Source organism: Rummeliibacillus sp. POC4 (assembly GCF_003576525.1).
Lineage (GTDB): Bacteria > Bacillota > Bacilli > Bacillales_A > Planococcaceae > Rummeliibacillus.
Window position 1 is genome coordinate 1 of record NZ_QWUA01000064.1, and the last position, 23,839, is coordinate 23,839.

At 33.3% G+C, this 23,839-nt stretch carries 18 protein-coding genes; 17 read left to right on the forward strand and 1 reads right to left on the reverse strand.

The window, feature by feature from the left end:
• Positions 1 to 382 precede the first annotated feature (382 nt).
• The gene (locus D1606_RS14710) at positions 383 to 640 is read left to right on the forward strand and encodes a hypothetical protein (RefSeq protein ID WP_119416777.1); all 258 of its coding nucleotides are present in this window, start codon (positions 383 to 385) and stop codon (positions 638 to 640) included.
• Positions 640 to 1,023: a retropepsin-like aspartic protease gene (locus tag D1606_RS14715; protein ID WP_119416778.1), complete on the forward strand. Its 384-nt coding sequence runs from the start codon at positions 640 to 642 to the stop codon at positions 1,021 to 1,023. Before D1606_RS14710 ends, D1606_RS14715 begins: the two co-directional genes overlap by 1 nt.
• 245 nt (positions 1,024 to 1,268) lie before the next feature.
• Here the strand turns inward: D1606_RS14715 and D1606_RS14720 are convergent, their stop codons facing one another.
• Complete coding sequence (locus D1606_RS14720; RefSeq protein ID WP_119416779.1) at positions 1,269 to 1,709, reverse strand: PH domain-containing protein; 441 nt, start codon at positions 1,707 to 1,709, stop codon at positions 1,269 to 1,271.
• A 617-nt stretch (positions 1,710 to 2,326) separates the two neighbouring features.
• Here D1606_RS14720 and D1606_RS14725 point away from each other — a divergent pair.
• From D1606_RS14725 to D1606_RS14800, 15 genes are all read left to right on the forward strand, one after another.
• On the forward strand, positions 2,327 to 3,976 hold the full coding sequence (locus D1606_RS14725) for a pyridoxal phosphate-dependent decarboxylase family protein (RefSeq protein ID WP_119416780.1): 1,650 nt from the start codon (positions 2,327 to 2,329) through the stop codon (positions 3,974 to 3,976).
• Positions 3,954 to 5,651, forward strand: a complete 1,698-nt coding sequence (locus tag D1606_RS14730) for a methyl-accepting chemotaxis protein (protein WP_119416781.1) — start codon at positions 3,954 to 3,956, stop codon at positions 5,649 to 5,651. The genes D1606_RS14725 and D1606_RS14730 overlap by 23 nt, the downstream gene beginning before the upstream one ends.
• Positions 5,652 to 6,282: 631 nt before the next feature.
• Entirely contained in the window at positions 6,283 to 7,047 is a 765-nt protein-coding gene (locus tag D1606_RS14735; protein WP_119416782.1) for a GNAT family N-acetyltransferase, read from the forward strand.
• A gap of 511 nt (positions 7,048 to 7,558) precedes the next feature.
• Positions 7,559 to 7,702, forward strand: coding sequence for a hypothetical protein (locus tag D1606_RS19360; protein ID WP_369973816.1), 144 nt, complete (start codon positions 7,559 to 7,561; stop codon positions 7,700 to 7,702).
• A gap of 220 nt (positions 7,703 to 7,922) precedes the next feature.
• Complete coding sequence (locus tag D1606_RS14745) at positions 7,923 to 8,249, forward strand: nucleoside triphosphate pyrophosphohydrolase (RefSeq protein ID WP_119416783.1); 327 nt, start codon at positions 7,923 to 7,925, stop codon at positions 8,247 to 8,249.
• Entirely contained in the window at positions 8,242 to 10,638 is a 2,397-nt protein-coding gene (locus tag D1606_RS14750) for a DEAD/DEAH box helicase family protein (RefSeq protein ID WP_119416784.1), read from the forward strand. The genes D1606_RS14745 and D1606_RS14750 overlap by 8 nt, the downstream gene beginning before the upstream one ends.
• A gap of 68 nt (positions 10,639 to 10,706) precedes the next feature.
• Positions 10,707 to 11,723, forward strand: coding sequence for an HNH endonuclease (locus tag D1606_RS14755; protein WP_119416785.1), 1,017 nt, complete (start codon positions 10,707 to 10,709; stop codon positions 11,721 to 11,723).
• A 105-nt stretch (positions 11,724 to 11,828) separates the two neighbouring features.
• A complete protein-coding gene (locus D1606_RS14760; protein WP_119416786.1) occupies positions 11,829 to 13,745 on the forward strand; it encodes a hypothetical protein in 1,917 nt (638 codons plus the stop codon).
• Entirely contained in the window at positions 13,732 to 14,583 is an 852-nt protein-coding gene (locus D1606_RS14765; RefSeq protein ID WP_119416787.1) for a hypothetical protein, read from the forward strand. The genes D1606_RS14760 and D1606_RS14765 overlap by 14 nt, the downstream gene beginning before the upstream one ends.
• The gene (locus D1606_RS19135) at positions 14,580 to 15,344 is read left to right on the forward strand and encodes a DUF6339 family protein (protein ID WP_233548126.1); all 765 of its coding nucleotides are present in this window, start codon (positions 14,580 to 14,582) and stop codon (positions 15,342 to 15,344) included. Before D1606_RS14765 ends, D1606_RS19135 begins: the two co-directional genes overlap by 4 nt.
• A gap of 133 nt (positions 15,345 to 15,477) precedes the next feature.
• Complete coding sequence (locus tag D1606_RS14780) at positions 15,478 to 15,840, forward strand: hypothetical protein (protein WP_119416788.1); 363 nt, start codon at positions 15,478 to 15,480, stop codon at positions 15,838 to 15,840.
• A 351-nt stretch (positions 15,841 to 16,191) separates the two neighbouring features.
• Positions 16,192 to 17,712: a class I SAM-dependent DNA methyltransferase gene (locus D1606_RS14785; protein ID WP_119416789.1), complete on the forward strand. Its 1,521-nt coding sequence runs from the start codon at positions 16,192 to 16,194 to the stop codon at positions 17,710 to 17,712.
• Complete coding sequence (locus tag D1606_RS14790) at positions 17,702 to 18,886, forward strand: restriction endonuclease subunit S (RefSeq protein ID WP_119416790.1); 1,185 nt, start codon at positions 17,702 to 17,704, stop codon at positions 18,884 to 18,886. The genes D1606_RS14785 and D1606_RS14790 overlap by 11 nt, the downstream gene beginning before the upstream one ends.
• The gene (locus tag D1606_RS14795; RefSeq protein ID WP_119416791.1) at positions 18,887 to 21,997 is read left to right on the forward strand and encodes a type I restriction endonuclease subunit R; all 3,111 of its coding nucleotides are present in this window, start codon (positions 18,887 to 18,889) and stop codon (positions 21,995 to 21,997) included.
• A 78-nt stretch (positions 21,998 to 22,075) separates the two neighbouring features.
• Positions 22,076 to 23,839: AAA family ATPase (locus tag D1606_RS14800; RefSeq protein ID WP_119416792.1), on the forward strand; the 1,764-nt coding region annotated here is incomplete at its 3' end.

The following is a 23,839-nucleotide window of genomic DNA, read 5'->3' on the forward strand; positions in this document are numbered from 1 at the left end:
GAAGAGCGTGGATTGAAGCGCGAAATACGTGGATTAACAGAGGAAGAATGTGGATTGGGGCTATGAAAACGTGGATAGAAGATGTCATGATCCCGTACAGGTATGTAAAACAGTGGAAAACATGGAACTAAATATACATAAAAATAATAGACCAGAAATAATGAAGGGGACCTTAGGATATAAATTTCACAGAACGTGGATACAATTCAAAATTACGTGGATTAACACCGGAAATACGTGGATTGATGCTTGAATTGCGTGGATTAAAAAACGATATGCGTGGATTAAACAATAAAACCAATAAAATCCATTTAAATTTACAACTCAAAAAATACTAATCTAACATGATAAAATAGATAGAAAACAATCGGAGGTGGCTTATATGAAATGGGAAGAAGTGTGCCAGGCATTTCCAAAACAATGGGTATTGATTGAAGCTGTTGAAGCATATACTAATGAAAAAAGTGAACGTATTTTAAAAGAAATTATACCAATCAAGAAATTTTCTAATTCTCCTGATGCAATGAAAGCATACCAGGAACTTCATCAAGAAAATCCATCGCGTGAATTATATGTTCTTCATACAAATCGTAAGAATCCCAATATTATTGAGAAAAAACGGGTAGGTGTTAGAAGGTAGTGAAAAAGTTAATCATTGAGGATGGATTATTGCTTACTGATTTGAAAGTAATATTTAGAGGCAAATCGTTAAGTCTAAACCGAGTTTTGGTTGATACGGGGTCAGGGGGTACAATAATATCTACAGATTTAGCTCAATCAATCGATCTAATTCCAGAAGTAGATGACACAATCTACCGTATTAGTGGTGTCGGTGGTTCAGAATTTGTCTTTTCTAAAATGGTAGATACCATTAAAATCGGAGAAGCAGAGGCAACTGATTTTCCATTAGAAATCGGGGCAATGAATTACGATTTTGATTTGGATGGTATTGTTGGATTAGATCTTCTAAAAGAAATGAAGGCCAATATTAACCTAGAGAAACTAACAATAGAATTCAGTTAAAAGGCGAGTATAGATGATTTATCTGTATTGGCCTTTTCTTTTTGAGAGTAGATTTTGTACAAAGAATGTTGAGCCATGCTTATGTATGCTATGTATTAAATCCGTATTACTGTGAAAAAGAAAAAGGGCCATCAATCCCTCTTGATTACAATGTTACCACGACAATAAACAATGAGGAGGAATTAATACTGCCCTAAAAATATTTTAGTCAAAACATTGACCTTTTAATCACTTGCAGGACTAAATTATTCCTGTACCTGTATGTTTGAGCAACGTTTTGTTAACTCGGTGATAAACTCCGCCTTTTCCTTTGGTGAAATTTTCACACTTCCAAGTGCTCCGGATTCATAAAATAGTTCAAGTCCTTGTTTGGAAGATAATATTCGATAGCCTGTCAATATATCATCCGTTGGAGAAACTTTGGTGATCATTTGGTATGGAATTTTACTACGAAATGGACCTCCTCTCACTAATAGATAATCCTTATGAAAAACATACTTAATGAAAAAGGCTGTCCACACAATGATACCTTCTGAAATAATAAATAGAGTGAACATAATAATTCTAATAGTAGTAGATGCTTCTTTATCAAGAATTGCAGGGAGTAGTGTTACAACTCCTATTATTAAAATAGCTAAAGAAATCATTGCTACAAAGAAATTGTCTACCTTTGAACGAAAAATCATTAATAGCCACACCTCCTCTATACTATTTATACGGTCATTTCTTATAATAGTTTCATCCCAGTATTGATTCAATATTGAATGACACCTAAATGGGCGGTATGGGTCTCCATTACAAAACAGTGGTGACTGCCATCGAACAACTTCGACTTCGACTTCTAGTTGTTCCGCGATTTCGAGTGTCTCTCCCGCGATTTTTACTCCTAGTTCCGCGATTTCGAGTGCAACTTCCGCGGTTTTCGAAAATTCTCCCGCGTATCAGAAAATTTATGTCCTATCATCTCCTATGAGAGCTAATATTTGTCTGAAAGATCCTTGATGATCCTAAAAAAATCCCGATCATGACATAAATTTCACAGAACTGGATACAATTCATTGTTGCGTGGATTGAACAATGAAATGCGTGGATCGATTAACAACTGAAGAAAGGTATTAACCTATCGAATTCATGGATTTTGAATTAATTGACAAATAATTATAATTAGTCATATTTTTCTGAATCTTATTATTTCAGCATAATATTGGATTTTATAGTTTCTTTTACTTATACTATACATGTACATTTTACTATTAATGTAATTAAAATATATGTTTTTAGAACTATGAAAGGTGTTTTTGAAATGGATACTATGAAACAACTATTCCAAAGCGAAGATGGCAATGGAAAACAGAGAGAACAATTAGTCAATTATCTTGAAAAAATTTTAACATCAATGGATTCCTTAAAAGATCCATCTAAAACAACACTTGGACCAATGCAAGAACGTTCGGCAAATTTTTATCAGGAGTTGATGGAAGAGCATGTTGTCCCTACGAATGGTACTGGTTTAGATACTGTCGTGAATGCGTTAACTGACTTAATGAAAGGCCATCCGTTCCATACACATAATTTCGTGACAAATGTACTGCCTATGGCAAGCATTCCAGGTATATTAGGTTTGTTTGTAAACTCCCTCTTGAATGGGAATAATTTATGGGATGTTTATGGGCCTGCAGCTACAGAATCTGAAGTGAAAGTTATTTCGATGATGTCTAAGTTAGTCGGCTATGATTATACAAAGAGCTTCGGTTATACCACTTGGGGCGGCCAAGGTGCAGTATTTAGTGGACTTCGCGTAGCAATTGCGAAACAATTCCCTCATGCAAAAGAAGAAGGGGTGCCAAATAACCTATACTGTTTTGCTTCTGAAAATGCACATTATAGTTTATTAAAATCAATTGAAGCTGTTGGTATTGGAAGTAATCATTTAGTCCGTGTAAAAGCAGGAAAAGATCATTCTATGGATATGGATGATTTACAAAAACGTTTAAATGAAGTGATAGAAAAGGGCGGAATCCCAGTATATATTGTTGCAACAACTGGTGCGACAGATAGCTTTGCAATAGATAATATTAAAGAAATTAAAGAAATTACAACTGAATTTGAAAAACGATACAATTTAAAACCAATTCATATTCATGCAGACTCTGCTTTGGGCGGATTTTATGCATTCTTTAACGATTACGATTTCAAACAAAATCCACTGCACTTTGAAGATGAGGTACTTGAAAGCTTAATGGTTATTCGTTCACGTATGCAATATCTTCATTTGGCTGATTCTTTATGTTTTGACTTCCAAAAGCTTGGTCAAACTCCTTATCTAACTAGTTTGTTCCTATTAAAAGAAGGTAGTTCACTAGGTCTTTTAGATTTAGAAGATTTTGATACACCATATGTAGGAAACCGTGGTTATGGTTCATATCATACAGGTTACACATTAGAATGCTCACGAATGGGTAGCTCTATAGCAATTTATGCTGCACTAATGGCATTTGGAAAAACAGGCTATCAAAAAATTCTAGCAAATTATGTTCGTGTTAACTTAGCATTCCGTCAGCAATTACAACAGAAATTACCATCGCTGCAAATAGTGAATCCAACAAATATAGGACCAATTACAGCATTCCGTTTATACACTGACGGTACTAATTGGAAAGAAGAACAAGCAGGTAAATACACTGTTTCAGAAATTGAAAAAATAAATGCATTAAATTCATCATTATTTGAAATATTAGGTAAACATCGTGATGATGTGTTCTTTGGTGACACAACGCGTATCTGTACAGTCGATGCATCTGACAGCATAGAACGTATTCCAGTTGGAGTAGCAAAATTCTTCTCCATCTCACCTTATACAGAAGTAGAACATATTCCAGCAATCATTGAGTCTCTAAAACACTCAATAGAAGAATTGGAGGATTTAACCGTTGAAGAATCTAGCAAAAAATAGACATACAATGCTATACAAGTATATTCTTTATTTCGTTTCACCAATAGCCATTTTTTCAATCATTTTTGGCTCAATACTTTACTATACTTCAAACAATATTATTCAAAACCGAGTGATGAGTCTCTTTGAGGATAAATTAGAACTTGTATCAGATAAAGTAATGGAAGATGTTGACACTTCTCTCGTTACAGCGGCTGATAATAATGATCAAAAACAATATGAAACACTATTAAAGGCTTTAAATGAGGATAAAAAACGGCTAAAAGTACAAAATGCCTATGTTCTTTCCCGCTCAAATGGAAGAGGGCATATTGTAGCATTGAGTGATACCGATAATCACAATGCAGCTTATAAGTTTGATCCTAAGATGAATGAAGCAATTGATCAAGGTAAAGTCACGTTTAGTGATATTTATGAAGATAAGTATGGTATTCATAAATCTATTTTCGTCCCGTTTAAAGGTACTGATATCATTTTCGGATTAGATATGGATGCTTCCTTTATTTCTCAAGTGCAATCAAAAACACTTTGGACTGCAGTAGGGTTGACATTACTATTTGTTGTTTTAGGTGCAATACTCGCTGTCGCTATCAGTAAACGAATTATCAAGCCAGTACTTGCCGTTAACAATTATGTTGACGAAGTAGCTGAAGGAAACTTAGCAGCAGAACGATTTGAAATAAAAGGAAAAGATGAAATCGCACAATTATCACATGGAGTTTATCATATGGTAGACGATTTAAGAGACATTATTTCTAAAATTAGTTCAAATGCTGAAAATGTAGCAGCTACTTCTGAAGAACTGTCTGCAGGAGCTGAACAAACAAGCGCCTCTATAGAACAAGTAACGGTATCTATGCAAGAAGTATCAGCAGGTACTGAAAAACAAACAGATGCTGTCGAAGAGATTGGAAATCATGTAAATTCAATATCTAAAAAAATGAATGACGTAACGAACTACGTTGAACAAGTAAGCGCAAATGCAGTTGATACAACTCACACAGCAGAAAAGGGTAAAGAAATTATTATCAATGCTGTAGATAAAATGAACACAACGACTAAGATGATTGATACAACTTCAGAAGTGGTTAATCGTTTAAGCAATTACTCTAAAGAAATTGGTGAAATTGTTTCATTAATTACAGAAATCGCTGATCAAACCAACTTACTTGCACTTAACGCATCCATCGAAGCTGCACGTGCAGGTGAACATGGTAAAGGATTCGCCGTTGTAGCTGAAGAAGTAAGAAAACTGGCAGATCAATCTAGAACAGCAGCAAACGATATTAGCAATCGTATCGATTTGATCAAGTCTGAATCTACAAATGCAGTAGACTCAATGTCTACAAGTTATGAAAATCTAAAAGTAAGTGCCGATGCTTTCCAAGAAGCAGGAGATGCATTTAAAGTAATCTACTCAGCAATATCAGAGTTGAATTCTCAAGTGAATCATGTAAGTACAACAATTGATGCAATGAATGGCGGTATGAATAACATCGCTGGCTCCATGAAGAAAGTTAGCGCAAGCGTAGTTCAAAACTCAAGCAGTATTCAAAATGTTGCAGCCGCATCCGAAGAACAAACAGCAAGTATGGAAGAAATTACTGCCTCTTCAAATAATCTAGCAACAATGGCAGAACAACTTCGCACGACTATTGGCAGATTCAAGCTATAAAGTTCATTTGAATAGTAGCGTTAATAGAAAACAAGAGATTCGATGATATTATTTGTCAACGAATCTCTTGTTTTTTAGGTTCCATACTATTTCAAATCCCAACTTCGACTCCTGGTTCCGCGGTTTCGAGTGTCTCTTCCGTGATTTTCACTCCTAGTTCCGCGATTTCGATTGCCACTTCCGCGGTTTCCAAAAATTCTCCCGCGTATCCAACAATTTATATCCTACCGCCTACCTTGAGAGCTAATCTTGGTCTGATTGGTAGGAGCGTTTTGAGAGAATGAAGGAAAAATACGATTAAACTAAAAATTTATACTCAAATGTAAATAGAAAAATATTTTCGGTGAAAACCCATACCTTGGTAGGGCTATGGTTTTTGAATAAATGAAATATTTTGAGTATTCATGTGATAAAATAGCATAGTAATAGAAAGAAATGATTAAAGATAGATTGTGGATAATTGCCCTTAAAAACCCGACTGGTTCAACTGTCATAAGGAATGCTCAACGTGCGTTCATTTGGTTAACGCGTCAATAGTACAATGGCATTGGTAATAACGTAACAATAAGCTGAAGTCACCAAAATAAAACAATAATTTTTAAACAAAATCTAAACAAAAAGAGGGATAAAGATGAACAATATCACATTCCAAAACATACATAAAATTGGTCATATCATTTACGAAGATGCGCTTTACCGACAATATCATTATCCAGAAATGCTAAGCCGTTATGATAGTAACTTTATCGAGTGGAAGCAAATGCCTACATTAGAGGAATTCAAAAAATTCGAACAAGCCTTACATACATTTCATCAACAACATGGACAGCAACATGTAAAATTTCTGTTCCCAGCAGACGAAAAGATTCCTGCTCCTATCACTAGCTATTTAAAAGAAGAAAACTATAATATTGGCTTTCTCGAATTATATACTATTCAACCAAGCCAATTCACAGTTGCTAAAGATCCAAACATCAACGTGCAACCAGTAACAGAAGAGAACCTAGAAGACTTCCTAAAACTTCAATACAACGAAGATTTAAAATACGGCGAAACCTTTGCAACTCAAAAACAAACGATGTTACGTCGTCAATTCCAAGAGGAAAGTGACAGATACCAATTCCTTGCCTATAACAAGGAAGGCGTCCCTGTTGGCTCAGTAGAAGTCAGCGAAAAAGAACTAACAGCAGAAATCGACAATCTATTTGTTATCGAATCCCACCAACGCAAGGGGATTGGTGGTCAGCTTCAACGTCACGTCATGGACCAATTCCCAGACAAAACAATCATCCTCGTAGCCGATGGGGAAGACACCCCAAGGGATATGTATCAGAAGCAGAATTATAAATTCCAAGGGTTTCAGTATGAGGTTTTGAAGGTTGAAACTGGAAGCTAGTAATTTTAAGGAAAATAAAGAAATCACTAGATTTTAACAATCCCTTTATCGGCTGAGTATAGCTAACTGGGATTAATCAAATTTGGGTTACGTAAGAAAGTTTTTGTTGAGAGACTGAGTATCTTATTTTTTCATAAAAGAGTTCGAAATAGGACGTAAATTTCACGGAACGTGGATACAATTTGTATATATTTTTTCTCCATCAAAATACCCCTCACTTTTCAATTTTATATGATGAGATTAATCCACGTTTTTTGAGCTCCAATCCACGCAATTCAGGCTTCAATCCACGCTTTTTCGATGTCAATCATGCCCAGTTTGTGGTTATAAAGGATTAGAGGAACCTCCTTATAATGAAACATGGGGAGGATCTTATGAAATTTGTGAGTGTTGTGGATTTGAATATGGATATAGTGAAGATAATGATGTGAATTTAGGGTTTTATGTTACACCTGTTCATTTATAAGAAGCTGTTTTTCAATTATATCGAAAAAAATGGGTTGAAAATGGGATGGAAATTTTTAAGCCAGATAAACTTCCTGATGAACTTCAAAAGAATGGAAAGTTGAAAGCAGACATTATTATTAATCAATTGAAAGATTTGGGTGTGGATTTAAAAAACCTAGATGTTGATAACTTTGATTTTGAGGAATGAACATTGAAGCAGTCTTAAAAATATTTAGAAGGAAATCTTGGAGAAATGGTACTGTAAAGGAAATTTAAAAAGTGTAATTCTGAATGTATAAAAACATCGATTAATATAGTTAATCGGTGTTTTTTCATATAGCTTGATAAATAAATATTATTCAAAAAATCCCAAAATAGTTTATATTAAATATAGAAGAAATTGATACATATAAAAGGGGAGAGCAAATATGCCAGTATACAATAAATTAGTTCGTGATTTAATTCCAGAAGTGATTCAAAAAGATGGTAAGAAATGTACCACTTGTGTTTTAGCGCCAGAGGAACATCTAGGCGAAATAAAATTAAAGATGCAAGAAGAAGCATTAGAATTTAAAGAAGCAACCGAACAAAAAGATGCCATCGAGGAACTAGCAGATGTACTAGAGTTAGTACACGCAGCGTTAGACGTATACAATGTTTCTTACCAAGAATTAGAACGAGTTCGTTTAGCTAAAAAAGAGAAACGTGGTGGCTTTTCAGACGGTATTTATCTTGTTGAGGTAGAAGATGACTAATCTTTCGTTAATTACGTCTAATTTAGTGGATCATCTACTAAAACTAATTGATAAATCAACAAGCATTTGCTGGATCACTGCATTTGCGATGAAATCAGGCGTCAAGCTTGTTTTACCTGCTTTAAAGAAAGCGCATGATGAAGACGTTGAGTTGAAGTTATTAGTGGGGGATTATTTATATATAACACAGCCTGAAGCGTTGCAATTGTTAATCGATAATCTACCCAATGCAGAAATTCGCCTCTACCAATCAAGAGGGGTTTCTTTTCATCCGAAAGCATATTTATTTCGACAAAAGGATGAGCAACATGTGATTGTGGGCTCATCCAATTTGTCAGCATCAGCACTTAAAAATGGAGTAGAATGGAATATTCACGTTCCTTCAACCGTAAGTGAGGATATATTCGATGAAGCGATGGAACAATTTAGTCAACTATTTTATTCATCTCAAACGATTCAATTACATAATGAAAGTGTAGCTTTATATAAAGAAAAATACGCTTCCGCAAACAAAGAGATCCCTTTAAGTGAAAAATGGGATGAAACCGAATCAAATGAAATCATGTTTGGAAAAATAGATGCTGATGAAGTACAAGAACCTACCGCAAGTTATGAAGTCGTCATATTACCAAGACCTGCTCAACAAATGGCATTAAAAGCACTCAATGAAACGATAGAGGAAGGTTATGATAAAGCACTTGTTGTATTAGCAACAGGTCTTGGGAAAACCTATTTAGCAGCATTCTTTGCTCAACGATTTAACAAAATATTATTTGTTGCACACAGAGAAGAAATTTTGCAACAAGCGGCCATTGCCTTTCATCATGTTCAATCAGATAAAACTACAGGATTTTATAATGCCAATGAAAAGAATAAAGAAGCAGACTTTCTTTTTGCGTCAATTCATACATTAAATCAGCAATATCATCTGCAACAATTTGATGCGGATGCATTTGATTTAATAATTGTCGATGAATTTCACCACGCCGCTGCTAATAGCTACAAACGAGTAATTGATTATTTTAAACCAAAGTTTTTATTAGGGATCACAGCAACACCAGATCGTTTAGATAACAAAGATGTCTACAGTATTTGTGATGGTAATGTAGCCATTCGAATTCACTTTATCGATGCGATTCAAAGAAATTGGTTAGCCCCTTTTCAATACTTTGGGGTGAAAGATATCATTGACTATTCAAACATTAGCTGGGTAGGGTCTGGCTATGATGAACAAGAATTACTGAATGCTCAATTACATAAAGATGTAGCTGAAGAAGTATTAAAAGCATGGAAAGAACATAAACAAACGAGAACTATTGCTTTCTGTTCAAGCGTAAGGCAATCTACCTATTTAGCGAATTATTTTGGACAAGCAGGTTATAAAGTAGTTGCTTTATCAGGCACAACTCCAAAAAATTTACGACAAGCTGCCCGTCAACAACTCGAAAAAGGTGAAATAGATGCTATCTTTACAGTCGATTTATTTAATGAAGGTGTCGATATTCCGAAAGTAGATACTTTATTATTTGTCAGACCTACAGAATCTTTAGCTATTTTCACCCAACAAATAGGTCGTGGTTTACGACAGGCAGATGGTAAATCTCATTGTACGATTATTGATTTGATAGGGAATTACCGAAATGCAAATCTAAAACTATCTGTATTCATGCCTGATGCTGAAAAGCAACATACGATCAAAGCTATTCAATCGTCATTACCCGATAACTGTGAATTGCATCTCGAAACAGATGTCATTAATTTAATAGAAGAAATGACAAAGAAGCATGCGACTTATAAACAACAAATTGTAATGGAATTTGAAAAACTAAAACTAGAACTAGGTAAACGACCAAATTATCTTGAAATGCACCTAAAGTCAAGAATAGTTAGCTCTAAGATAAAACAAGAGTTTGGATCTTATATAGGACTATTACATGCTGCTGGCAATCTAAATGATAGTGAAGAAAAAGTTTATCAAGATTATAAATCTTGGTTAGAGGAAGTGGAGAGCACCGGGATGAACAAAAGCTATAAAATGGTGCTCCTGTTAGCCATGCTTTCAAGAGGAGAGGAACAATGGTTCAATCCGATTACAGCAGAAGAAGTGGAACCTTTTTTCATACAATACTTAACTGAAAAACCTTTTAGAAGAAAGATTGATCCAATCGATTCCTTTATCAATAAAGTTAAAAAGAGAATCGAAGACATGCCTATGACAAAATGGAGCGGATCTTCAAAAGGATTAGTATCCTTTAATGATAACAAATTTGCTGTGACATTCGATATTCCAAAAGAAGCTCAAAGTATCCTCTATGATTGGACCAAACAGATATGTACTTATCGTTTGCATACTTACTTTGAGAAGAAGATGGGGAAGATTGATAAATGATAGGGTATAGTGGTTTAAATATATTTTCATAATAGAAAATTAATGACTAAAGGAGGATTGGATTATTAATGCCTAGCCCGATTACAATTATTAAAAACGATGAACTTTTATATAAAGCTACTAGCATTCAAGATACTGCTAGATTTCTTGCCGAATATCTTCAGATAAGTAAATATAAATTATATGACCCAATAGAAAGAGGATATGTATATAACATTCCTTATTATGTTGAGGAAGATGAATATCGGTTTATTTCACTTGAGGAAGTAGCGGAGAATCGTCGAAAGGAACTTGAAGAGACGAATCATAAAAATGCTCGTCGAATTTGGTTGGTTCCAGCGAATCCAAAAGAATATGATTTAGAACGAGCATTTAATAGTTATGATAAGATTGATTGGAAAAGATCCTATAATTATGAAAATGGCGATATTTTATTTTTATACGTTTCTGGTAATATACAAAAGGTACGCTATAAAGTTGAAGTTATAGAAGGATTAGTAAGGGATAATGAGACTCAAAATAATAAAGAATTCTGGGAAGATGAAGAGAAATATGAGCAGTCTAAAGAATGGACTTACACTAGAATTCGATTAGTTGACGAAGTTGACATAGATGATCTTTCTCTTTCACATTTACGTCAACATGGATTGAAAGGTAATATTCAAGGTTCGATGAAGCTTAATGGTGAACTCAGAGATTATATAATGACTTTTTTTAAACACAATTTAACAGAAGGTTATTATCCTGATGAAGTGTCAGAGGACCTAGCGGAGGGTAAAAGTATTAGTGTGACAGTTAATGCTTATGAACGTAATCCTATTGCACGAAAACTTTGTATCGAATATTTTGGTGTTCAATGTCAAATTTGTGAATTAGATTTTGAAAAAGTATATGGAAAAGTAGGTAAAGATTTCATACATGTACATCATATTATCCCACTTCATGAAATTCAACAAGACTATATAGTTGATCCCCAAAAAGATCTAATTCCTGTTTGTCCTAATTGTCATGCTATGCTTCATCGTAAAGAAAATGGTAAGTATTTAACTATTGAACAATTAAGACAACGTATTTTAAGTAACTAAAGAGTTTAAATATACGAAATCTATACCAATAAGGATACAAGAACAACTATTATTTATTGGTAACAGAAAGTAATATATGACTTACTCAATCAGGAGGTACAGCAGATGAAACCATTTTGGTATTTTCCTTCAACTGAAGGCGGCCAGATCAATTCGATTAATAATGCAGGGATTGAAACATTCCGAGGCAATGAGTTAGATTCTTTAACTAGAGAAATTTGCCAAAACTCATTGGATGCAGTCAAAGATGAATCACAGCCGGTAGTTGTTGAGTTTAAAAGATTTGAAATTGAAACAAATCAATTTCCAAACTACGATGGGATAGTACAAGTTTATGATAAATGCGAAGAAACTTGGAATGGTTTGAATCCTAAGAGCGAACAATTTATCAAACAGGCAAAAGAAATTATGAAAAAGCCTACTATGCAATTTTTAAGAGTCAGTGATTTTAATACAAAAGGACTTGAAGGAGCTCAAACTGATGAACTAGGAACACCTTGGAGCTCTCTTGTAAGAGAATCTGGATCCTCGAACAAAGGAGATAGCTCAGGTGGTAGCTTTGGTATTGGAAAATCAGCTCCTTTTGCAAATTCTAAAATTCGCACCATTTTCTATGAATCACTTGATGTTACAGGCTATTCATCACATATCGGAGTAGCAAATATAATGTCTTACAAAAAGTCTGACCTGACTACAACTTTAGGAACAGGTTATTATACGAAGGATACGCAATCGACAGCAATTCCTGGATTTTTTGGATTTGATAAAAGCTATTCTCGGAGCGAATCTGGAACGGATATCTATATTGCAGCATTTTTGCAACAGGATAATTGGAAAGAATCTATACGAAACTCTGTACTATATAATTTTTTCATCACAATTTATCAAAAAAAGCTAGTCGTACATATTGAGGATGAAATTATCTCGCATGAAAACATAGGAACTCTTATAACGCAACTTGATGATTCAAATGAGGATTTCAGACATTTGAAAGCTTATTATAAAGTGCTTACTTCAGAAAAAGCTTTGAAGATTCCTTCGCCCAAGCGAAAATATAAAACTATTGGTGAATTTGAAGAAGGGGAAGCAACCCTTTATATCATAAAAGGTGAAGATTTAAATCGCAAAGTTCTGATGACTCGTAAAGCAGGAATGCGATTATTTGAACAAAATCGCATTAGTAGTAGCATTATTTTTACAGGGATATTAATGATTACCGGTAAACGGATGAATCAAGTCTTTAAAGAAATGGAAAATCCAGCTCATAACGAATGGCAACCAAATCGCTATGAAGACCCAAAAGCTGCGGAAAAGGCATTCAAAGATTTGAGGAAATTTGTTCGTGAATCTGTGTTGCAAAATTTCCAAGCAGAAACAACAAATACGATGGATGCTATTGGGCTTAATGATTTCTTACCTGATGTTCATATGAGTGGTGACGGTGAGGAAAAGCAAGAATCTATCACGATGAAGATCAAAGAAGTGAAACAAAAGAAAAAGGATAAACCTAAAAAGAAAAAGAAGAAAAATCGTCAAACTGAAAAAATTGATGACATTTTAATTGATGCAGGGATTGAAAATGGAGTAGACGGTAACGATGAATTAGCACCACACACTCCAAAAAATCCAGATAGTGAAAGTAATGAAGATCTAAATGAAAAAGATTTAAATCATACAGGAAACGATGAACAAGGTAGTAAAGAAAAAAAGGAAGCGTATAAACCAATTGATACTAAAATGAGATATCTATGTATGGATAAATCTACAGGATCTTATCGTGTTAATATTAAACCTGAAAAAAGATTCGAAAAAGGAAAAATTGAATTTAAAGTATCTGGTGAACAAAGTGACTATGAGTTACCTATTGAATCTGTAAAATCACAGGATATAGATGATATATCCGTTAAGGGTAATGTGGTTCATTTTACCAACATGGTAGGTAAAAATATGATTACATTAGAAGTACAAGTAAGCTATGATCATTACTGTGTTTTGGAGGTAGATTTATATGAAGCTAAATAGTGAGCTTCCTTATCCAGTACTTTCAAAGGACAACGATCATTATGTAAACTCAACATTTGATGTAGAAGTTGAAGTTAAAAAGGTATTTGGTGAACTCGTAATTGATGCAAACTTTCTTTTGGAAAATAGCGGCATTGAGAGTCTTATAGCTGAAGGAAAAGCATGCTATGTGTTACATATTGAATGCCCGCAAACTAGTTATAGAGTCGTGAAAAAGTCTTTTACAAATCGTTTAACGATTAATATAGATGAAAATATTCTTCGAAATAAAATAGATGTGCATCCGTTAATCGTTGCAAATGATCGAATCGAAAATTATACAAATAGTAATTGGAATGAATTTTATTCGTCCTTACTCATTACATACGAAAAAGGAAATATTCTAGCTAGTTCAGATGCGATTGAATTAATTTTGCATGAAGATTCAACTGAAACGCAAAATTTACCTTCAATTGTAACAATTAGGCGCGTAGAAAAACTAGAATTTATGAGTGTAGATCTAGGAATGGAACAAATAATCATTGAATTACCGCAAAAGGTATATAACCAGTATGCTCAATACGGTGATACACGATTAAAGGAAACCATATTAACACTAGTCATATTGCCATGCTTAATTGATGTTTTTCATATATTGAAAGAAGATACTTCAAGTTTTGAAGACTACCATTGGTATCAAATATTAATGCAAATCTTTGAAAATAATCATCTATCCTTTACAAAAGTGATAAATGAAGAAATATCAGTTATGGAGGCTGCACAACGTGTTTTAAGAAATCCATTAATTGCTTCCTTTAAGGAAATTGATAAATTGCTTTCTGAGGAGGATGAAAAATGAAGATAAAATTTTTATCCGAAGATGCTTTACAAGATTTACGAGCTAATTTTGAAAGCTACAAGGAATATTATTTTAAACAGGATGAATCATGGTTTCAATCGTATTTTAATAAAGATGGTGCAGTACTTGAATCAAATATAGATTTTACTCAACCTAAATTTAGCTTTAATCCGGATTTTTCGGTAAGTGATTGTGAAAATGTTAAAGCGATGTATGATGCATTAAAGCATTTAACAGTCTCTCAAGCCACTCAAGAACGACTTTGGACTGGATTAGCTCATATGCAAATGCGTGATTATTTCTTTTTCCGTTTAAAAGATGATCTAGAAAAAAAGAATGAAAAACGTCTAAAATCGGCTTTATATTATGTGAATGGTACAAAACGTTCTCTATTCGTTAATGTTCTTGCTCGACTTTGGTGGGTAGGTTACATGACATATGATGAAACAAATCAAGAAAATCCTTATTGGCTAACTGAATTTTTCTGTTCAGCTGAATTTTCTGGTCGAAGTGTCTATTTCTTCTCGAGCAATTTTACGGGAAATCGAACAATTACAAAAGGAATATTACGTGCACTATTAACTCTGAGTCAAGAAGGTCATGATATTAAACGTGCTCATTTTGTAGAAGCAGGAAGATATCTTAACATTTCTGGCGGTGCTATGATTTTAGACATGTTAGAAGAAGATGAGATAAAAGAAATGGTAGAAGCACGAATACGAAAAGTCTTTCAATTTGAGAAACAGTTGATTAGTCAATAAAAGATTAATTTAAGCTCTGGATTTATATGGCTTGTAATTAAACATATGAGAATAAAATCACACAAGTATATTTCAGATATACATAGTATGATTTTAATAGTGAAATCACATGAAACAATGGAGGTCATACAGAATGGTTACTTATAACTTTGATGGAACAACATCTACTTTTAAAAATGATATAGGTGAAGCTGTTGTATCATATAAGAAAATGGAAGAAAGTAGAGTAGAAATAGTAGTAAATCTTAAACATTTTAATACTAATACAAAAGCATCATATAAAAAGTCAATTGAATTTAAAAATGGAGCTATACACCACTATCCAATCCGTCAATTTACCGTAAAAGATCAAGAAGTAAAGGAATTCAATACAGTTAAAAAATACTTCACGAATCTATTAGGTGAACAAGGATATAAAGAATTGAAAAACAATTTTTTAAATGAATACACATCTCGCCAGGCATTAGAATTAAGCATTCTTTTGGGACAAAAATAAAGTGCGTTTTTGATAGATAGAGAATTTTAAAAGTATTCTACATTTAAAAATACGAAAACATTATACGACTTAGCAGATATTAAGTGTAACCATCACATAATTTCAGCTAAGTCGTATTTTATTTAAGTCTAATACCAAATCATAAAATTGAAATTTATGGTAAGTAGTAGAATATCACTTCATTTAAAGTTTTAATTTCTTTAAATGAAGTATATTATGTGTAAAAATCATTATCTTTAAAAAATTTCCATAAAACTAATAATTTTTTCATGAATTATTGCCTATTGTCAAAATTTTTATGATAAAAATGTTAAAATAAGAGAGAATCAAAAGTTATTTGGAGGTACGTCAATGACAACAGCAAATCTAGGTTTTGAAGAAAAACTATGGCAAATGGCAGACAAATTACGTGGATCGATGGATTCAGGTGAATATAAAAACGTTGTATTAGGTTTACTATTTTTAAAATATGTATCCGATGCATTTGAAGAAAAATATGAGGAATTAAAAGTAGATGAATGGGCAGACGAAGAAGATCGTGATGAATATTTAGCAGACAATATATTCTTTGTACCACAAGAAGCGCGTTGGTCATTCATTAAAGATAATGCAAAGAAACCAGAAATTGGACAATTAATCGATGCAGCAATGGTCGCAATCGAAAAAGAAAATCCTTCACTAGTAGGGGTACTACCGAAAGCATTCGCACGACCAGAGCTAGATAAAACTCGTTTAGGTGAAACGATTGATTTATTCTCTTTCAAAGTAGGAGATGAAGAAAGCCGTTCGAAAGACGTTTTAGGTCGTGTATATGAATATTTCTTAAGTAAATTTGCTAATGCTGAAGGGAAAAATGGTGGCGAATTCTATACACCGTCATCTGTCGTTCAACTATTAGTTGAAATGTTGGAGCCATATAAAGGTCGCGTATATGACCCTTGCTGCGGTTCAGGTGGCATGTTCGTACAATCATCGAAATTCGTAAAGGAACATCAAGGACGAATTGATAATTTATCTATATACGGTCAAGAATTCAATCCAACAACTTGGAAACTTTGCAAGATGAACTTAGCCATTCGTGGAATTGATGGAAACTTAGGTTCTCATAATGCAGATACTTTCCATAATGACTTACACAAGGGACTAAAGGCAGATTATATTCTGGCAAATCCACCATTTAACATTAAAGATTGGGGTGGAGATAAATTAACAGATGATGTTCGCTGGCAATACGGTATTCCACCACAAGGTAATGCTAACTATGCATGGGTACAACATATGATTTCAAAACTAGCACCAGCGGGTACAGCAGGTTTTGTATTAGCAAACGGATCGATGTCATCTAATACCTCTGGTGAAGGGGAAATTCGTAAAAACTTAATCGAAAATGATTTAGTTGAATGTATCGTCACACTACCAGGTCAACTATTCTACTCAACCCAAATTCCTGTATGTCTTTGGTTTGTTTCTAAAAATAAAGCGAAAACAGGTAAACGTGAAAGAAACAATAAAATCTTATTTATCGATGCACGTAATCTAGGCTTCATGGCAGACCGAACACATAAAGAATTTAGTGAGGAAGATATTCAAAAAGTAGCGGATACATTCCACGCTTGGAGAGGTACGAATGACAAGGAATATGCGGATGAACTAGGATTTTGTAAAGAAGCAACCCTTGAAGAAGTAAAAGAAAATGATTATATCTTGACACCTGGTCGTTATGTAGGATTAGCAGAGCAGGAAGAAGACGGCGAGCCATTTGAAGAAAAAATAGAAAGATTGACGAGTGAATTATCCGAGCAATTTGCGGAATCAAAGAAATTAGAGGAACAAATTCGTAAAGTGTTAGGTGGAATAGGCTATGAAATTTAAAATAAAGGAGATAGCAGAATTTAATATTGCAAGTTTAAGTACTAAAAACATGCCATCTACTATACATTATCTCGAAACATCAAATATAACTAATGGAATCACTGATGAAATTATAATTTTAAATGTAGGTAGCGATAAAATTCCTAGTCGAGCGAGAAGAATTGTAGAAACAAATGATATTATATATTCTACTGTACGTCCTAATCAAAGACATTTTGGTTTCATTACCGAAGAACTACGTCATCTAACTGTGTCAACCGGATTTACAGTGATTAAACCTAACATAGAATATGTGAATCCTTATTATTTATATTGCTATTTAACAACTGATAATATAACAGATATGCTGCAAAGTATAGCAGAGAACAGCACAACGGCCTATCCTTCTATTAAAGCATCTGATATAGGTAACTTAACAATAGAATTACCATCTTTATCTGAACAAAATTATATAGTTGATTTAATAATGAATCTTAATAAAAAATTAAAAAACAATTTAAAAATAATTAAGAACCTTGAACAACTCTCCCAATCCCTTTTCAAACACTGGTTCGTGGATTTTGAATTTCCGAATGAACAAGGTCGACCGTATAAATCAAGTGGTGGCGAAATGGTGGAAAGTGAGTTAGGGGAGATACCTAGTTCATTCAAGGCGGGAATAATTAAAGATTTTTGTGAATTAAAATATGGTAAGGCATTGACTAAGAAGCAACGAATTCCAGGACCTTACCCTGTATATGGTTCGGGTGGCATAACTGGAACTCATAAAGAATATTTAATTAAAGGTCCCGGATTAATTATTGGGAGAAAAGGATCAATAGGGACATTATATTTAGAGTTTAATAATTTTTATCCTATAGACACTGTATTTTATACAGAAAGTGAATATTTTTCTGCTAAGTTCTTATATCAATTTTTTAAGCAATATGATTTTACAAAAGCTAATAATGATTCAGCTGTACCAGGACTAAATAGGGATTTTGTATATAATAACAAAGCTGTAATTCCTGATAAAAATGTTGTTGAAAAGTTTGAAGAAATCATTTCACCTATTTACGAAAAAATTAAATATTTAATCGAAGAAAATAATAAACTCGAACAGCTCCGCGATACTCTTCTACCCAAATTACTATCAGGAGAAATCGAAATCCCTGACGAATTGGAGGTGAAATAATTGTTTAAGTATAACGAATCTGAATTAGAAATCGCAGCACTTGAATGGTTGGAAGAATTGGATTATGAAATTATCGAAGGGCCAGACATTGCACCAGATGGAGATTATGCTGAGCGAATGAGCTTTCGTGATGTGGTACTTATTGAAAGGTTACGTGATTCTTTGCGAAAGATTAATCCAACGTTCAACGATAAAGTAATTGAAGAGGCCGTTCAAAAAATTATTGCAAATGCTTCACCAAATTTGGTTTTGAACAATAAGCAATTTCAAAAATTCGTTACAGATGGTATTGAAATTCAAACACAAGGGACAGATGGCTATAATCCAACCGTATCTGTACATGTCTTTGACTTTGAAAATCCAAAGAACAATGACTATATGGCGGTGAACCAGTTTACAATCATTGAGGGGCAAAATAATAAGCGCCCGGACATACTTGTATTTGTTAATGGTCTTCCGCTTGTCGTAATTGAACTGAAAAATGCAACCAATGAAGATGTTGATATTACGGATGCATATAATCAGCTGCAAACATATAAACAAGCCATTCCAACTTTGTTCCGCTACAATGCATTTTTAATTGCGAGCGATGGGATTAATGCACGAGTAGGTTCACTTACTGCCAATGAAGAACGATTTATGAAATGGCGAACAGTAGATGGGGAAAGTCTAGCTAGTGGGGCTGAACCACAGCTTGAAGTGATGTTAAAAGGAATGCTTGAACCAAGTCGTTTGATGGATATTGTCCAAAACTTTATTCTCTTCCAAACGGATGGGGCTGATACATTTAAAATTTTGGCTGCCTATCATCAATACCATGCGGTTAATAAAGCCGTAGAAAAAGCAAAAATAGCTACATCTAAAAATGGTGACCATAAAATTGGTGTTGTTTGGCATACACAAGGTTCAGGGAAAAGTTTATCAATGGTCTTTTATGCAGGGAAATTGATAAAAACGATGAACAACCCAACACTTGTTGTTTTAACAGACCGTAATGATTTAGATGATCAACTCTATAAAACCTTCTCGATGTCCAAAGATATTTTGCGTCAAACGCCAAGTCAAGCTGATTCAAGAGATGATTTACGTGAGTTGTTAAGTGTTGAATCAGGTGGAATTGTCTTTACGACTTTGCAAAAATTCTCACCTGATGAAGACACGGGCGAAATGCCATGCTTAACTAATCGAACCAATGTTATTGTCATGGCAGATGAAGCGCACCGTTCACAATATGGATTTGGTGCGTCAATTTCCAGTAAGAAGACTCATCAAGGTGAAGTGAAATATGGCTTTGCCAAGTATGTACGTGATGCATTGCCAAATGCTTCATTCATCGGCTTTACTGGTACACCAGTAGAGGCATCAGATCGTAATACACCGGCTGTCTTTGGAGAATACATAGATATATATGATATGTCTCAGGCAGTAGAAGATGGGGCAACGGTAAAAATCTTCTATGAATCACGTGTTATCCCACTTGAATTACCAGAAGATTTATCGATTGATGCAGATTATGAAGAAATTACAGAAGACCAAGAATCCTCTGTAAAAGAAAAGCTAAAGTCAAAATGGTCAAGACTAGAAGCAATAGCGGGAGCAGAATCGCGTGTAGTGAAAATGGCAAAAGATATTGTTCATCACTATGAAGAACGCCAAAAAGCAATGTTTGGTAAATCAATGATTGTTGTTATGTCACGTCGAATTGCGATTGATTTATATAAAGAAATCATTAAATTACGTCCTGAATGGCATTCAGATGATGACGATAAAGGTGTTATTAAAATTGTTATGACGGGCTCATCAAGTGACCCTGTAGAATGGCAACCATTTATCGGTACAAAAAAACGTCGTGAATTTTTAGCTCGCCGTATGAAAGATAATGATGATCCGTTGAAGATTGTTATTGTACGAGACATGTGGCTAACAGGTTTTGACGTACCTTCTATGAACACGATGTATATCGACAAACCGATGAAAGGTCACAACTTAATGCAAGCAATTGCACGTGTGAACCGCGTATTTAAAGATAAGCCAGGTGGTCTTGTTGTCGACTATATCGGTATAGCAGATAACTTGAAACAAGCATTAAAACAGTATACAGATAGTGATCGGAAAACGGCAGGTATTGATACATCGGCAGCGGTTGATATTATGATCGAAAAACACGAAATTATCGTAGAACAGTTATATCAACACGATTATTCAGGCTATCAATCTGAAAAATCATCCGACTGCATTAAAGCCATTGTTAATACGATGGATTATATTATTGGCTTAGGTGAAGATGAAAAGAAAAGATTCTTAAACACTGTCACCGAGCTTTCAAAAGCTTATGCTTTATGTGCTACAACACCAGAGGCAGAGGAATTAAATGATGAAATTGGCTTCTTTAAAGCGGTAAAAGCAAGCATCGTCAAAACTTTAGGGGATGGCAGCAAGAAAAAAACAGCAACACAAATGGATGCGCAGATTAACCAATTAATCTCAAAATCCGTTATTTCAGAAGAAGTGGTAGATGTCTATAAAGAATTAGGATTAGAGAACCCAGACATTTCAATTCTGTCGGATCAATTCTTAGAAGATGTACGAGCATTACCACAAAAGAATTTAGCAGTAGAACTATTAAATCGTTTAATAAACGGTAAAGTGAAAAATGTACAACGAAACAACCTGATTCAAGCAAGAAAATTCTCTGAAATGCTTTCAAATGCACTCAACAAATACAACAAACGCACCCTTGAAACCTCAAAAGTTATCGAAGAACTAATTGCTTTAGCTAAGGAAATGGATGCTGCCTATAAACGTGGCGAACAAACAGGTATGGTAAAAGAAGAAATTGCCTTCTACGACGCATTAGCTTCTCATGAAACAGCCGAACAAGTACTAGGAGACGACACACTAAAAATCATTGCTCATGAACTCACTCAATCCATCAAAGAAAACATGAGTATCGACTGGAACCTAAGAGAATCTGCACGTGCCAAAATGCGTGTCCATGTAAAACGCCTTCTTAAAAAGTATGGCTATCCACCAGATCTCCAAAAAGATGCAATTGAAATTGTGATTGAACAAGCAGAGCTAATGTCAGCACAGTTAGCGTTTGATTTTTAAAGTTATAAGTTTTAGCACATTCTGAGAATTATAAAATTCTCGAATGTGTTCTTATTTTTGAGAATGGAGGAAAGCAAAATGTCTACATGTCTAACTATAAACAAATTAAAAAAAGATAATATTTTCTGTTCTGATTTCTTATCGCTTGAAAATAATAATGAAATAGAATTTAATAACAATCAAAAAATCGCAGTGCTATATGGTCCAAATGGAACTGGCAAAACATCGTTAGCAAAAGTTTTCTCTAGAGAACAAGGTACCGAATACGAGCTTAAATATAATAATATGGATGTAACAAATGAAACAGAGAAAGATATATTTCATGTTATATCTGATCAAAATAGTAGAAACATCATTGAAGGAGAAGAAACTGATTTTTTAATAGGAGATAATATTAGAAAAGAATATGAATTAAAGACAAAATTAGATGATAGCTTTATGAGAACCTTTGATGGATTAAATAAAATTTATAAAAATGAATATGGAATAAAAAAAGTCTCTAGTAAAGTATTTAGTTATATTAAAGATAGTAAATTATCTGCATTTCTAAAAGATATAGTTAATCAAAAAAATAAAGGGAAGAGACTTGATTATGAAGAAGTTATAAATTACATAAAACACAGCACTATAGTTAATATACAGGATTATGAGGAAGAAAAATTAAATTTTCTTAAAGCTAATTTAGAAGGATCTTTAATCAACATAATATTGAACTTAGATAAAGAATTATTGAACTTGAATTCTCAAAATATTTTAGAACTAGAAGAAAATGAAGCGGCTATTGAGATACTAAATAAATTTGATTACATAAATGATTGCATTGTATGTGAAACGAAAGATATAAATACTAAAAAGTTAAAATCAAAAAAGAATCAACATAATATTGAAATAGTAAATAACTTAAATGATAACGAAAAGGCAATAATTGAAAATGTTTTAAACAAAATAAAGGGGAATGATCCTTTATCGATAAGAAAGGCGCTTTATATGATTTTGAATGAAGGAGATGTTACTGAATTAAAATCTTTAGTTCATGAAATAAATAGGTACATAGAAATCTATAGAATAGAAGTGAAAAATAAATTTATAAAAGTTTGTGAAGACGCAAAGCTAGAGGATATTTTTCAAGAGTATTCAAAAGTAAAGAGTGAACAATTGGAGTTAGTTGAAGAAGATTTACTTTTTATTCAAAATATAATTAGTGAAAGTATTGATAAGGAATTAAAAATAGAAAGAACAAAGGAAAATAAAATTTCAATTTTACTTGAAAATGAACAGTTACTAAATAAAGATAGAAATGAATTACATTTAAGTAATGGAGAACAAAATTTTATTTCTCTTACCTTTGAATTATTAAAAGCTAAAAATACTCAAAAAGAAGTAATTATTATTGATGATCCAATTTCAAGCTTTGACTCTATATTTAAAAACAAAATTGCATATGCAATTATTAGATTTTTGGAAAATAAGAATCAAATTATTCTAAGTCATAATGTAGATTTAATAAGATTATTGGAACATCAAAAAAATAATTGTTTTAATTTATACCTTTTAAATAATACAGATGGAGAGTTAAATGGAATAATACCAGTTAGCAATTGCGAGAAAAAAATATTATTATCCATACCTGAATTCTTGGAGATTTTAAAGTCAGACATATTTAATGAAATTTATGATGAAAAGGCCTTTTTAATATCTTTAGTTCCTTTTTTAAGGGGCTATGCACAAATTACATTAGATATAGAATCTAAAAATGAATTAACAAAAATTATGCATGGATACAATTCGGAAAAAGTTAATATTACACATATATACAGTAACTTAATAAAACCGACGAGATGT

Excerpts from the sequence above, each read along its gene's own strand:
- D1606_RS14710 (WP_119416777.1), top strand. The coding sequence starts at position 383 with ATGAAATGGGAAGAAGTGTGCCAGGCATTTCCAAAACAATGGGTATTG.
- D1606_RS14720 (WP_119416779.1), bottom strand. The coding sequence starts at position 1,709 with ATGATTTTTCGTTCAAAGGTAGACAATTTCTTTGTAGCAATGATTTCT.
- D1606_RS14725 (WP_119416780.1), top strand. The coding sequence starts at position 2,327 with ATGGATACTATGAAACAACTATTCCAAAGCGAAGATGGCAATGGAAAA.
- D1606_RS14735 (WP_119416782.1), top strand. The coding sequence starts at position 6,283 with ATGAACAATATCACATTCCAAAACATACATAAAATTGGTCATATCATT.
- D1606_RS19360 (WP_369973816.1), top strand. The coding sequence starts at position 7,559 with ATGGAAATTTTTAAGCCAGATAAACTTCCTGATGAACTTCAAAAGAAT.
- D1606_RS14745 (WP_119416783.1), top strand. The coding sequence starts at position 7,923 with ATGCCAGTATACAATAAATTAGTTCGTGATTTAATTCCAGAAGTGATT.
- D1606_RS14750 (WP_119416784.1), top strand. The coding sequence starts at position 8,242 with ATGACTAATCTTTCGTTAATTACGTCTAATTTAGTGGATCATCTACTA.
- D1606_RS14755 (WP_119416785.1), top strand. The coding sequence starts at position 10,707 with ATGCCTAGCCCGATTACAATTATTAAAAACGATGAACTTTTATATAAA.
- D1606_RS14760 (WP_119416786.1), top strand. The coding sequence starts at position 11,829 with ATGAAACCATTTTGGTATTTTCCTTCAACTGAAGGCGGCCAGATCAAT.
- D1606_RS14765 (WP_119416787.1), top strand. The coding sequence starts at position 13,732 with ATGAAGCTAAATAGTGAGCTTCCTTATCCAGTACTTTCAAAGGACAAC.
- D1606_RS19135 (WP_233548126.1), top strand. The coding sequence starts at position 14,580 with ATGAAGATAAAATTTTTATCCGAAGATGCTTTACAAGATTTACGAGCT.
- D1606_RS14780 (WP_119416788.1), top strand. The coding sequence starts at position 15,478 with ATGGTTACTTATAACTTTGATGGAACAACATCTACTTTTAAAAATGAT.
- D1606_RS14785 (WP_119416789.1), top strand. The coding sequence starts at position 16,192 with ATGACAACAGCAAATCTAGGTTTTGAAGAAAAACTATGGCAAATGGCA.
- D1606_RS14790 (WP_119416790.1), top strand. The coding sequence starts at position 17,702 with ATGAAATTTAAAATAAAGGAGATAGCAGAATTTAATATTGCAAGTTTA.